Annotated in this window: 13 protein-coding genes; 12 read left to right on the top strand and 1 reads right to left on the bottom strand. The window is 39.2% G+C overall.

What is annotated here, in order from left to right; all coding sequences use genetic code 11:
- Positions 1–22 precede the first annotated feature (22 nt).
- Genes I6N95_RS00775 through mtnA form a run of 4 tightly spaced genes read left to right on the top strand, consistent with a single transcriptional unit; the run spans position 23 to position 4,807 of the window.
- Positions 23–1,522, top strand: a complete 1,500-nt coding sequence (locus I6N95_RS00775) for a sugar ABC transporter ATP-binding protein (RefSeq protein ID WP_209524433.1) — start codon at positions 23–25, stop codon at positions 1,520–1,522.
- A gap of 1 nt (position 1,523) precedes the next feature.
- Entirely contained in the window at positions 1,524–2,516 is a 993-nt protein-coding gene (locus I6N95_RS00780) for an ABC transporter permease (protein ID WP_209524434.1), read from the top strand.
- 13 nt (positions 2,517–2,529) lie between these two features.
- Positions 2,530–3,729 (top strand): S-methyl-5-thioribose kinase, encoded by a 1,200-nt coding sequence (gene mtnK / locus I6N95_RS00785; RefSeq protein WP_209524435.1) that lies wholly within the window; start codon positions 2,530–2,532, stop codon positions 3,727–3,729.
- A gap of 19 nt (positions 3,730–3,748) precedes the next feature.
- Positions 3,749–4,807, top strand: coding sequence for an S-methyl-5-thioribose-1-phosphate isomerase (mtnA, locus tag I6N95_RS00790; RefSeq protein ID WP_209524436.1), 1,059 nt, complete (start codon positions 3,749–3,751; stop codon positions 4,805–4,807).
- 482 nt (positions 4,808–5,289) lie between these two features.
- Here mtnA and I6N95_RS00795 read toward each other — a convergent pair whose 3' ends face one another.
- Complete coding sequence (locus I6N95_RS00795) at positions 5,290–6,051, bottom strand: DeoR/GlpR family DNA-binding transcription regulator (protein WP_209524437.1); 762 nt, start codon at positions 6,049–6,051, stop codon at positions 5,290–5,292.
- A 166-nt stretch (positions 6,052–6,217) separates the two neighbouring features.
- Here I6N95_RS00795 and I6N95_RS00800 point away from each other — a divergent pair, with 166 nt between their 5' ends.
- Genes I6N95_RS00800 through I6N95_RS00835 form a run of 8 tightly spaced genes read left to right on the top strand, consistent with a single transcriptional unit; the run spans position 6,218 to position 13,444 of the window.
- On the top strand, positions 6,218–6,976 hold the full coding sequence (locus I6N95_RS00800) for a class II aldolase/adducin family protein (protein WP_347340518.1): 759 nt from the start codon (positions 6,218–6,220) through the stop codon (positions 6,974–6,976).
- 16 nt (positions 6,977–6,992) lie between these two features.
- Positions 6,993–8,507: an aldehyde dehydrogenase family protein gene (locus I6N95_RS00805; RefSeq protein WP_209524438.1), complete on the top strand. Its 1,515-nt coding sequence runs from the start codon at positions 6,993–6,995 to the stop codon at positions 8,505–8,507.
- A gap of 33 nt (positions 8,508–8,540) precedes the next feature.
- Positions 8,541–9,191, top strand: coding sequence for a BMC domain-containing protein (locus tag I6N95_RS00810; protein ID WP_209524439.1), 651 nt, complete (start codon positions 8,541–8,543; stop codon positions 9,189–9,191).
- Complete coding sequence (locus I6N95_RS00815; RefSeq protein WP_209524440.1) at positions 9,191–9,457, top strand: BMC domain-containing protein; 267 nt, start codon at positions 9,191–9,193, stop codon at positions 9,455–9,457. Before I6N95_RS00810 ends, I6N95_RS00815 begins: the two co-directional genes overlap by 1 nt.
- 16 nt (positions 9,458–9,473) lie before the next feature.
- Positions 9,474–10,547: an ABC transporter substrate-binding protein gene (locus tag I6N95_RS00820; protein ID WP_209524441.1), complete on the top strand. Its 1,074-nt coding sequence runs from the start codon at positions 9,474–9,476 to the stop codon at positions 10,545–10,547.
- Between the two features lie 10 nt (positions 10,548–10,557).
- Positions 10,558–11,895, top strand: coding sequence for a CoA-disulfide reductase (locus tag I6N95_RS00825; protein WP_209524442.1), 1,338 nt, complete (start codon positions 10,558–10,560; stop codon positions 11,893–11,895).
- A gap of 12 nt (positions 11,896–11,907) precedes the next feature.
- Positions 11,908–12,741: a CoA transferase subunit A gene (locus tag I6N95_RS00830; RefSeq protein WP_209524443.1), complete on the top strand. Its 834-nt coding sequence runs from the start codon at positions 11,908–11,910 to the stop codon at positions 12,739–12,741.
- Positions 12,722–13,444, top strand: coding sequence for a CoA-transferase subunit beta (locus tag I6N95_RS00835; RefSeq protein ID WP_209524444.1), 723 nt, complete (start codon positions 12,722–12,724; stop codon positions 13,442–13,444). Before I6N95_RS00830 ends, I6N95_RS00835 begins: the two co-directional genes overlap by 20 nt.
- The last annotated feature ends 59 nt before the right edge of the window (positions 13,445–13,503 follow it).

Here is a 13,503-nt window from a genome sequence, read left to right on the forward strand (position 1 = left end):
AAAATGGGTGAGGGTGTTAGCTATGTCAAAACTAGAAATGAAAGATATATCAATAGAGTTTCCAGGTGTTAAGGCGCTTGATGATGTAGAGTTTACAACAGAATCTTCACGAGTTCACGCTCTGATAGGAGCAAATGGAGCGGGCAAATCAACATTGATGAAAGTATTAGCAGGCTCATATACACATTATACTGGTGAGATTTATATTGATGGGAAAAAATGTCCGATTGCTAACCCCCGAGATGCTCAAGAATTAGGCGTTCAAATTGTTTATCAAGAGGTGGATACGGCACTCGTTCCCTACTTATCAGTGGCGGAGAACATCCTGTTAAATGAACTGGTATTAATCAAAGAGAAAAATCGCATTATTAATTGGACGGATATTTATAAGCGAGCGCAAGTAATTTTAGATGATTTGAAATTAGCGATAAATTCTAAGGTTTTAGTGTCTGAGTTAAGTTTGGCAGAAAAGCAAATGGTATTAATTGCTCGAGCAATTTCTTTTAAATGTAAGTATTTGATTTTAGATGAACCAACTGCCCCATTGAGTAATTCTGAAACAAAGGAATTGTTTAGAATTGTGAATGAACTGAAACGCAAAGACGTTGCTATTATCTTTATCTCTCATCGCTTGCCGGAGCTGTTTGAAATTTGTGATGACATTACCATCATGAGAGATGGGAAGTTTGTCGCTCAAAAGTTAATTAAAGAGACAAGCCAAGCAGAGATTGTTGAACTGATGCTTGGCCGAAAAATGGGGGATCAATTTCCAGCACGAACAGTGGAAATCGGTGAAACCTTGTTCGAGGTCATCGAGTTATCAGATGCTGACTATCTTAAAGATATAAGTTTTGAAGTTAAGCGCGGTGAGATAATTGGCATATCGGGGTTGGTTGGAGCAGGTAAAACAGAGTTGTGTAAGACGTTGTTTGGTGAATATCAAATGAAGTCGGGGCAGTTGAAGTTAGCTGGAAAGCCGATAAAAAATACCTCACCAAATAGGGCTGTAAAAAATAAATTGGCCTTTGTTCCGGAAGAACGGCGAAAAGAAGGCATATTAGTGGAAGAATCAATCACCACAAATACAAGCGTTGTTAATTTGACGAAATTTTGTCAGTTAAAGACCTTTTTAAATTTTTCAGGTGAAAGAAAAAATGCTCAATCTATTGTTGATCAATTGTCAGTAAAAGCGCCATCGATTCATGCTCAAGTGAAAAATTTATCAGGTGGAAATCAACAAAAAGTAGCAATTGGTAAGTGGCTAACGGTTGATTCAGAAATATATATTTTTGACGAGCCGACAAAAGGAGTAGACGTTGGAGCCAAAAAGGATATTTTTGAATTGATTGTGCAATTAGCTGCTGAAGGTAAAGGGATTATCTATGCAACATGCGAATTTCCAGAAATACTTGGGCTAACAGATCGGACTTATGTGATGTATGACGGTCAAATTGTAAAAGAAGTTGTCACAAATACGGTAGACGAAGAGCAACTTCTGTATTATTCAACAGGAGGGAATTAGGATGGAACAAGCAACAGTGACAAAATCAGCAAAGAAAAAGTTTAATGTAATGGACTTTATTTATAAGTATGGCACCTTTTTGACTATCGTATTATTAGTCATATATTTTAGCATCGCTTCAGATAGCTTTTTTACGAAAGATAACGTTGTGACAATTCTACGGTCAATCTCAATTGTGACGGTTATTGCTATCGGGATGACGATTTCATTGACAGTTGGTGGCTTTGACTTGTCAGTTGGCTCGGTTGCTTCGGTATCTGTTGGGATTGTTATTTCAATGTTTGTCTGGCATCAGCAAAACACGTTTGTTGCTATTCTGGCGGCCTTGACAGTCGCAATAGTCTTGGGATTAATTAATGCGTTCATGATTGTTAAGGTCAAGATACCAGATATGTTAATGACATTGGCCACGATGTTTGTCTATCAGGGAATTTCTTTAACGTATAGTAAGGGCGCGATGATTTCAGAGAAAATGATTATGCCCAATGGTCAAACAGCACCAGGGACAATTAGTGGCTTGTTTTCAAAATTCGGTAAAGTCCCTTGGATTATCATAATAATGTTTGCAATTGTCATTATTGTTCATATTTTCTTAACCTATACTAAACATGGACGTTACATGTATATTATCGGCGGGAATATGGAAGCTGCTAGGTTATCAGGGATTAATGTTGATCGTTATCGGATTATGGCCTATGTCTTATCTGCGATTTTTGCCTCTATCGGTGGGATTATTTTGGCATCGCGGGTAATGACAGCTGAAGTTAATCCAGGTGCCCCTTATTTAATGGATGCAGTGGCGGCCTCTTATATCGGTCTTTCGATTGGGGGATCAGGAAAAGCTAATGCTATTGGCACACTTTTCGGGGCAATTCTTATAGGGATCTTGCAGAATGGTCTAGTAATGATGTCTGTGCCATATTATGCCATGGATATTGTGAAGGGAATTGTTTTAGCCTTTGCCTTAACGCTCACATATTATCGGAAAAAATAGGAGGGAAGACAGGATGACAAAAAAAGATTTTACACAAGAATATTTTAGATTCAACGAACAAGATGCGATTGACTATGCGATTGACGTATTAGACTTTTTTGATGATAGCACATCATTAGCTTGCGTTGAAATTGGCGATGGCAATCTTAACTACATCTTTAAAGTCTATGATCAAGTCTCTGGTAAGTCGGTTATTATTAAACAGGCCGGCCCAATTGCTCGCATTTCTGCTGATATAAAATTATCGCCAGACCGTAATCGGATTGAATCTGAAATTTTGAAAATGCAGTATGAGCTAACGGGTGGAGGTGTTCCAGAAGTCTATAATTATGACTCTAATATGAATTGTACGGCAATGGAAGACTTATCAGATCATGTGATTTTAAGAACAGGTTTATTAGAGTATCAAATCTATCCAGCTCTCGCCAAACAGCTTGCTAAATTTATGGTTGAGACCTTATTACCAACATCAGATGTTGTGATGCCGCATAAAGAGAAAAAAGAAGCGGTTAAAAACTTTATCAATCCTGAGCTATGTGAGATATCTGAAGATTTAGTCTTTACGGAGCCGTATTATGATTGCGAGCGAAATGATATGCTGGCACCTACTAGAGACTATGTTCAGCAAAGTATTTGGAATGACGCTGAGTTGAAATTAGCTGTGGCTAAATTGAAATTTAATTTTATGACTAATACAGAGTCGTTAATACATGGTGATTTGCACAGTGGTTCGATTTTCGCTAAAAGTGATTCAACTAAAGTTATCGATCCAGAGTTTGCCTTTTATGGACCAGCAGGCTATGATGTCGGCAATGTTTTAGCGCACTTTATCTTGTCATCATTGAATGCTAAATACACGGAAGAGGCACCAAAAGAATTTTCAGAGTGGATTGATGTTACCTTAGGTGAAACCCTTGATAGTTTCATTGAACTATATGAGCAAGAGTGGGACGACTTAGTAACAGATGAAATGGCAAAGGTTAAAGGCTTTAAAGAGGTCTATTTAGCCAACTTATTACGTGATACAGCTTCGTTTGCAGGAACGGAAATCATTCGCCGAATTGTTGGGTTGGCTCATGTGGTAGACATTACGAGCTTGCCAGAAGAACAACGGTTATTGGCGGAAAAAGAGGCGCTAGAGATTGGCAAGAAGCTAATTAAAGAGAGTCAGAACTTCACATCAGGTCAAGATTATCGAGCATTGTTTAACTAAAAAGAAGTGAGGGATAAGAATGAAAGCATTGATACAACCAGTAAGATTAGATGATGAAAAAAGTGAATTGATAGTATTAGATCAAACATTATTGCCAGGAAAGGTAGAGTATTTACATCTGACAACTCAAGAAAGTATTTGGGAGGCTATTTACAAACTGCAAGTAAGAGGGGCGCCAGCGATAGGAATTGCTGCTGGTTATGGGGTTTATTTAGGGGCAAAAGCTTCAGCGGCGACTACCTATGAGGAATTTGTGGCAGATTTCAATCAATCAAAAGACTACTTAGCTTCCTCACGTCCAACTGCGGTCAATTTATTTTGGGCTCTAGATCGAATGGCTAAGCGATTAGAAACTGAAAAAGATCAGAGTGTTCCTGAGCTTAAAGCGGCGCTACTGCAAGAAGCTAATCAAATTTTAGCGGATGATGAAACAGTTTGCCAAAGAATTGGGGAGTATGGGGCAGAGCTATTAGCAGATGGCATGACGATATTAACACATTGTAACGCTGGCGCAATCGCAACATCTGGCTTCGGTACGGCCTTGGCACCTGTCTATGTCGCACAGGACAAAGGCTTGACTATTTCTGTTTATGCAGATGAAACAAGACCGTTATTACAAGGTGCGCGTTTGACTGCGTGGGAATTAGTGGAATCAGGAATTGATACAACCTTGATTTGTGATAACATGGCGTCAATAGTGATGAAGGAAGGAAAGATTGATGCGATTTTTGTTGGCTGTGACCGTGTTGCGCTGAATGGTGATACAGCTAATAAAATTGGCACATCTGGTGTGGCTATTTTAGCGAAGCATTATGGCATCCCATTTTATGTGTGCGCGCCAATGTCTACGATAGATATTGAGTGTAAAACAGGTGATGACATTCAGATTGAAGAGCGTCCAGGAGCTGAAATCACTGATATGTGGTATGAAACACCAATGGCGCCAGCTGGTGTTAAGACGTATAATCCAGCATTTGATGTGACCGATCACCGCTTAATCACAGGTATTATCACTGAAAAAGGTATTTTAAAACCAAATTACGAAGAGTCGATTAGTAACATCTTTGCTTTAGTCTAACTATACTAAACATAAAAGAAATTAATACTTGTTAGAATTCTTTTTATTATGGATTTTGACAAGTATTTTTTTGAAAAAAAGAGTGGTGACTCCTTAACTTTAAGCAGCGAACTGCTAAGAGTAACGATAACTAAAGGAAAAGGAGCTGTGACAAAAGTCGTTTTGCTCCGAGCACTACGTAAACTTCGATACCTTATCTCTGAGCAGTAAACTGCTAAGAGTAAGGTTAATCTCGAAGAACTCGAACAATCGAAATTGCCGAGCCTTCACTTCGATGTCCATTATTTCTAAGTGCTAAAGCACTAAGAATAATGGCAACTCTTAATGCTTTAGCATTTAGAAGTTTAGGACAACGAAGCGTAGCGTAGTAAAACGTAGTGAGCAGACTTTTGGAACGCATTTATCGCATAATATACGTGAAACAAAACAAGGGCGTGACTTATGTTTATGAAAGTGATAGAACTGTTATCTTATGCTCTTATTTAAAGGCATTCTTTATAGATGATTTCTTTTTCAGATAGGAAATCAGTCCATTCCTCTGGCAATTGATTATCTGTTATTAAGAAGTCGATTTCATCGTAAGAGCAAATCTTTTTAAAGGCAGTACGATCAAATTTAGTGTAATCAGCCACTAGATAAGTTGTGTTGGCTCTTTGAACAGCGGTATGTCTGATTTCTGCCTGCTGCTCATTTGAATCAGTAATTTCGTGTTGAATATTTAAGAAACGACACGAAATAAATGCTTTATCAAAGAAATAATGATTCATGTTATTTTCGGCTTGTTTCCCTAAAAGCGACATCGAAGGAAGATGAAGATTCCCCCCTATTAGAACGAGATTAATATTGTTTTCATCCGCTAATGCTGTGGCTATTTTTAGGGAATTAGTCGTGATTGTTAAGTGTTTATCATGGATTGATTGGGCAATATATAAAGAAGTGGTTGAGGCATCTAGAAAAATAGAATCACCATTATTGATATATTCGGAACAGGCAAGGGCAATTTTTCTTTTTCCTTCAATATGAATATGTTCTCTAAATTGGACATCAATTTCATTTTGAACCCCATCAGAAATATAGGCACCACCATAAGTACGCTTTAAAAAGCCTTCTTTTTCTAATTGGCTGAGATCTTTACGGATAGTTTCTTCAGTTAATTTAAATGTTTCAGAAAGCTCCACAACGGAGATGCTTTTTCTTTCTCTGATCAATTCTTTGATTTTTTCTTTTCGGACAATTGGAAGCATGAGCCACCCACCTTTATTGGTTTTATTCTATTATAGCATGAAACAATAAATTTTAAATAGCTTAAACAGAGAATGAACAAAAATAAACAAAGAAAACTATTGACTAAACAAAGGTGAAGTTAGATAATGGTGTTAAATAGAAGAATGACTTAGGAGGAATAGTGAAGTGAAAAATAGATATGAAGAAGAATCACATGTAAAACAAATGATTTGTGAAATTGGTAAACGGATTTATGATCGTGGCTATGTTGCTGCGAATGATGGCAATGTATCGGTGAAAATGGATGATGGTACGATATTTTGTACGCCCACTGGTGTTAGTAAAGGATTTATGCAGCCAGATATGATTGTCAAGATGGACTTGGATGGTAATGTTCTATCTGATAATGCGAAACCATCATCAGAAGTAAAGATGCATTTACGTGTTTACCGCGAAAATCCAACAGTTAATTCTGTTGTACATGCTCATCCAGTTGTAGCCACCTCATATGCTATTGCGGGGATTCCGTTGAATCAAGCACTGTGCCCAGAGGCCGTTGTGACATTAGGTAACGTACCTGTTGCCCCTTATGCCACACCGGGAACTCAGCAAGTCCCAGATTCAATTGCCCCTTATTGTATCGATTATAATGCCGTACTCTTAGCTAATCACGGTGCTTTGACATGGGGGAAAGATCTTATTGAAGCTTATTATCGAATGGAGTCTCTGGAGCACTTTGCAATGATGACGATGTATACAGGCAGAATTATTAATCAAGCAAATGAATTAAACTGTTCTCAAGTAGGCGATTTAATTGAAATGCGTGAAAATATGGGTGTTTCTTCTGGTGGTGTTCCCCCTTGTCGAACAGAAGAAACTGTTGCAACTGATGAAGAGGCTTTAATTGAAGATGTCGTGAAAGCTGTTTTATCTCAATTATCTTAAGGAGGAGTGACAACTAATGGGAAAGACAATGACTGATGAAAATTTAGATTCAATTGTCCGCAATGTGATTAAAGAATACACTCAAGGAAAAGACCGTACACAGGTTCAACAATTTAAAAAAGTTGAAGTAGGCTCAGGCACAGAGGGGCTTTTAAAAAGTGAGAACGCTAGCCAAAAAGAGCTAGGGGTTTTCAATTTTATGGAAGACGCAATTGCGGCGGCTAAGCTAGCACAAAAAGAATTAAGAAGCATTGGAACAAAAAATCGAGCAAAATTTGTTTCTGAAATGCGAACGGTTACACTTTCTCATAAGGAAGAACTTGCGCGTCAAATGGTACTAGAGACTGGGTTAGGAAATTACGAAGATAAATTACAAAAGATTGAGTTAATCGCTACTCAAACTCCTGGGCTAGAGGACCTAAAAGTAGAAGCATACAGTGGTGAAGATGGATTGACGACCGTTGAGTATAGTCCTTACGGTGTGATTGGTGCAGTAACACCAGTTACGAATCCAGTTGAAACGATTGTGAATAACAGTCTTGGGATGATTGTGAGTGGTAATAGTGTTGTTTTTAATGTCCACCCATCTTCTGTAAAGGTCTCTCAAACAATTGTTAAGCTGTTGAACCAATCTATTGTTGCTGTTGGTGGCCCTGCTAACTTAATTACAATGGTTGCTCAGCCAACAATGGACACATTAGATATTTTAACTAAAAGCTCGGATATAAGACTGCTAGTTGGGACAGGTGGTCCAGGACTTGTAAAAAAATTGCTGCAATCTGGCAAAAAAGCAATCGGTGCTGGTGCTGGGAATCCGCCTGTTTTAGTCGATGAAACGGCTGAATTAGCTACTGCTGCAAAAGAAATCATTAAAGGCGCTTCTTTTGACAATAATATCTTATGTATTGCTGAAAAAGAAGTCTTCGTTGTTGAGGAAGCGGCTGATGAGTTGGTGTATCAGCTGCTTAATCAAGGAGCTGTTCTCTTAAATGAGGCACAGGTTGGACAGTTAATGTCATTTGCTTTAGTTAAAGAGGAAAGCCAAGGAGCAAAAGGATGTTCAGTAGCTAAAGCGACAGAGTTTCATATGAATAAAAAATGGATTGGTAAAGATGTTGAGTTATTTTTAAAAGAATTAGGAATCCAGAAGATAGGTTCACCCAAATTGATTATTTTTGAATGTGAGTTTGATCATCCATTTGTCCAGCTTGAACAAATGATGCCTGTATTGCCAATTGTCCGAGTAAAAGATGTCACTGAAGGAATTGAACTAGCGGTTAAGGCTGAAAAAGGTAATCGCCACACAGCGGTGATGCATTCGCAAAACATTAATAATTTGACTCGCTTTGCTCGTGAAGTTGAGAGTACTATTTTTGTGAAGAATGCCTCATCCTTGGCAGGGGTTGGCTTTGAAGGCGAAGGGTATGCCACGATGTCAATCGCAGGTCCAACAGGAGAAGGCTTGACTTCAGCAAAGAGCTTTTCGCGTAAACGCCGCTGTGTTCTTGGGCAAGGTGGCTTATCAATTTAAAAAAAGTTAAATGAGTTGAGAGGAAACCGATATATGGGGAAGCTAGCAATAGGGATGATTGAAGTTGAAGGGCATACCGTGGCTCTAGCAGTCATTGATCAGATGACAAAGGAAGTTGATGTGACTATCTTAGCCGTTGATTGCAACAATCCACGAAATGAAGCAACAGCAGAAATTCCAATGACAGTTCAAGTGATTTTTGAAGGAGAGATTTCAGATGTTCGTCACGCGTTAACTGTCGGCGAAAAGACGGCTTTAAATTATGTCTCCAAAGCTGTTATTAGTACTAGCTATGTCTCCAAAGAAGCTGAGGGGTTAAGACCTTTATTAATAACAGGAAAAGTCATTCCACAACGATACGTGTCTAAAAGAGAAGTATTAGATAGTAGTTTTCAAGAAAGCTCATTGGCTATTTTTGAGGTTCAGCATTTTGTAAATGCACTTAGTTTGAGTAATGATCTATTAAAATCCTTTAATTTAAGCTATGCTCACCATGAACTCAATCTAGGTGGTCGTTTAATCAGTCTGATTTTTACAGGAGATGAAAGCCAAGTAATGGCGGCGATTGATTATGCTGAAACTCATCAAGGAAACTATGATCATAAAATTTTGACAAAAATTCAACTAAATAATCCAACAACAGAAACACTGCGGTATGCAATTAGAAGTGGAGGAGAACGTTAATGGCAAAATCAATCGGAATAGTTGAAACAAAAGGATTAACAGTCGCAATTGAAGCAGCAGATGCGATGCTTAAAGCTGCAAATGTATCAGCTTTAGGCAAAGAAAAAATTGGCTCAGGATTGGTCACAATTATTGTTGAAGGGGATGTTTCAGCTGTAGAGGCAGCAGTAGCAGTTGGAGCTGAGGTGGTTCAAGCAAATGGTGAGTTAATCGCAACAAAAGTGATTCCATCGCCTCATGAGGAGCTTGTTCACTTTTTGCCGTAAGAGATGAGGAATTAACATGGAAAAACGTGTTTTAAAAATTTTAGCAGTTGATGATCCAGCAGTTCGTGGCTATCTAGAGTTGGGAATCATTCAAGCATACACGGAAACAACTGGACAGGCAATTGAGTTTAACAGTGTGAGTTGGGCAGAATATGGTGACATGTACCAAAAAATCATAGAAGGTAATCAGGAGTACGATATTTTTATGGTGGCCGGCCACTTATGGCTATCAGAATTGCTGGAAAAGGAGTTAATTATACCGTTAGCGCTGCCTAAAGCGGAATTATTGGAAAAAATTTTAGACGAAGTGACCTATAACGGGCAGCAGTATCTAAGTCCTTCTTTTTGCGATGGGCACCTCTTTGTATACCGCAAGTCTTACTTTGAAAAATGGCAAATGGAACTTCCCAGTAAGCATGTCACTATAGCGGAAATAATGGCTTGGGCCCAAGCTTTTAAACAAGCTGAAACAATAAATCCCATAGCGATGAAAGCCGCAAGTTCAGAATTGTTTTTGGATATATTGCCATATTTTAGAGCGACAGGCATAGAGCCGGTTACAACTCAAGGAGAAGCTATTACTGATTATCAATTGTTGACTGAAGGGATTAATTGGTATAAAGAGCTACTAGCCTTGACAGATGAGCAGTACCGTTACCTGAATAATGAAGGGATAAAAGAAAGCATCCAGCAGAATCGAGCGATTATGACCACTACTTGGAATGGTCAAATGGGTGCAATTTTTAATGAGGATTGCTTGAATAAAGACGAACTCGGTTTTGCTACGATCGAAGGTAGTTGGAATGTGACGTGGGGATTTTGTATTCATAAAAAGAGTGGAAATCAAGTCGCAAGTCAAAAATTTTTAACCTACTTGCTATCAAGAGACATAGCGACACAAATTGGCGAGTACTCGGGGGCTCCAGTGCTGAAGCCCTTATTAACAGATGAGCCAAGTCACTATCCTTGGTTTGACTCACATTATCGGTTAGTCAGTACGGTTGCTCGTGAATTACCAAAATCAGCACTACTAAGTCAAAGCATGGCAACACTGGTGTCTTATATTGAAGGGCAACTATCTGAAGGTTAAGGAGGGTATCATGAAAATAGTTATTATTGGTGGAGTTGCCGCTGGGATGTCAGCGGCCTCTAAAATCAAACGAACAGATCCGCAAGCGGAGGTCATTGTTTATGAAGCTGGGAAGCATTTATCCTACGGAGCATGTGGCTTACCTTATTATGTCAGTGGTGTCAATAATGATTTAAGCAAGTTAATCGCGCGAACAGAAGCGGAATTTAATCAGCTTGGCATAAAAACCTGTTTACAACATAAGGTGTTGAAGGTTATTCCTAAAAATAAACAAATTTTTATTCATGATAATCGCAATAATCACTTGTTTGTTGAAAATTACGATAAATTGTTTATTGCAACTGGTGCAGTTGCGAGTGTGCCAGCCATCGAAGGAAGAGAAGCTGAAGGTGTTTTTCTGCTAAAAACCTTAAGCGATGGCCTGTTATTAAAAGAAAAAGTTGAGCAAACAGACTGTCAAAATGTGGTGATAGTTGGTGGGGGCTATATTGGGATTGAAGTAGCCGAAAGCTTGAAAGAAATTGGTAAAAAGGTGACCGTCGTCGAATTTAGTCAGGATATCTTAGCCCCTTTTGACGAAGAGATTAGTCAAGTCGCTCGACAAGAGTTGACCGACTTGGGTGTATCATTGAAGCTAAATGAAAAGGTTAGACAAATCGTTAAAGATAGTAATCATCACGCAAAAGAAGTCGTGACAGATAAGTCTAGCTACCCTTGTGATCTGGTTGTTTTAGCAACAGGTATTAAGCCTGCTACTAATTTCTTAAAAGATAGCGGCATTCAGCTAAGCTCTAATGGTGCTATAGTAGTGGATCGAGAAATGCGAACCAACATCGCTGATATCTATGCTGCTGGTGACTGCGCGCAAGTGTATCATTTAGGCAAAGAGGAAAATGATTTTATTCCCTTGGGAACAACTGCCAATAAATGTGGGCGAATTGCAGGTGATAATCTGCTAGGAGCTCATCATAAATTTGTTGGAACCTTGGGCAGTGCAGCAATTAAAATTGGGAAGCTTGAACTAGGTCGGACGGGCCTTTCTGAGTCGGAGGCACAAGCCCTAAGTTATGATTATAAAACGGTTACCGTGACAACTCAGGATCACCCTGTGTATTACCCAGATCCAACAGATATTAAGTTGAAATTGATTTATGATAAGCGGACCCTTCGTATACTAGGTGCACAAGGCGTAGGTGAAAAGGGTGTCGTTTTACGAATTGATATGTTTGCAATTGCTATCCATAATAAGATGTCAACGGCTGAGTTAGGGATGGTTGATTTAGCTTATGCTCCCCCATTTGCTGGTGTTTGGGATGCCGTTCATATAGCAAGTAACGCTGCAAAATAGGAGGGAAAGGAAATGAGTTCAAAATTAATGACACTGACTGAAAGTGTAAAGCTAGTGTCTTCAGGTGATAGCTTGGCTTTTGGTGGTAACGCCCTTCACCGCAAACCGATGAGCTTTGTGAGAGAGCTAGCTCGTACAGAATTGAAAGGATTGCATCTGATTAATACAGCGGGTGCCCATGATGTTGATTTGCTATGTGGAAATGAACAGGTAAGTGCTGTTGATGCTGGATTTATCAGTTATGAATCAGGCTTTGGCTTAGCAAATTATTATCGAAAGGCAGTGCAGGAAGGACAGGTTAAGGGGAATGAACATGCGTGCTATACAGTGATCAGCGCTCTGCGAGCTGCTGCATACGGGGTGCCGTTTATGCCTGTCAGAGGATTAGAGTATGGCGACTTATTAGTGGAGAATGATTATTTTGTACGGGTGGAGGACCCTTTTTCTGGCGAGCCTGTTACCTTGGTTAAAGCGTTGATACCTGATGTTGCCATTATACACGTTCAACAAGTTGATGAAGATGGCAATGCTTGGATAGATGGCCCAGTTTTTGATGATTTACTTTTAGCAAGAGCGAGCCAAAAGGTTATCATTACTGCTGAACGAGTTGTAAAAAACGAGTGGCAGCAAACAAAGCAAAAAAATACCTTGATTCCTGGTTTCTTAGTGGATGCTGTTGTTTTACAGCCCAAGGGGGCAGAACCTTGCTCTGTATACGGGGCGTATGACATCAATCAAGAGGTTTTGAGAAACTTTACAACAGGCAAACTTACGATTAAAGATTATTTAGCTGATTATCAAAATTCAGGAAAGCGAGTGACAACTTATGGATCAGGAAAAGCTTAAAATTGATACAATGATTTGTGTCATGGCTCGTTTAATCAACAATCGTGAAACGGTTTTTCATGGTGTTTCTTCTCATATGCCAATGATTGCTATTAAGTTGGCACAGGCCACACATGCGCCAGACCTATATCATTTGAATATACCTGGTGGGGTGAATCCAGAAATGAGAAAGGTCTCGAGTTATTCGACGGCAGGGTACGAATTATACGACCACTCAAGGAGTCAATTTCCTTTAGCGGATGTTTTTGATTTGTCGATGAGAGGGAAATTGGATGTGGCTTTTTTAAGTGGTGTTCAATTTGATCAAGAGGGTCATGTTAACGCGTCGGTAATTGGTGATTACCATCGGCCTAAAGTGAGACTACCTGGCGGAGCAGGGAGTGCCGTTCTAATTCCAACTGTCAAGCGCGCATTAATTTGGCGGACAAAACATGATACACGAACGTTTGTTAAGCAGGTTGATTTTGTTACGACTAAGGGGAATATCGATCGAATTATTACACCATTGTGTGTCTTCTGCTTTAGAGACGGCAAACTGAAACTAGAAAGTATTCATCAGACATCCTCTTCTGAAGAAGTGGTTGCTAATACCGGCTTTGAGATTGAGGTTGACGGTGTGGCCATCACACCCGATCCAAGCCGTGAAGAACTCGCTTTTTTACAAAAAGTAGATCCAAAAGGGTATCGTTATATTGAATTATGAAGGTATTAAAAATGGAAGAGAGCTCGATTACAAGAGTTCTTTTTTCGTATCAGGTGCTT

This window comes from Vagococcus allomyrinae, assembly GCF_017829975.1.
Taxonomy (GTDB): Bacteria; Bacillota; Bacilli; order Lactobacillales; family Vagococcaceae; genus Vagococcus_D; species Vagococcus_D allomyrinae.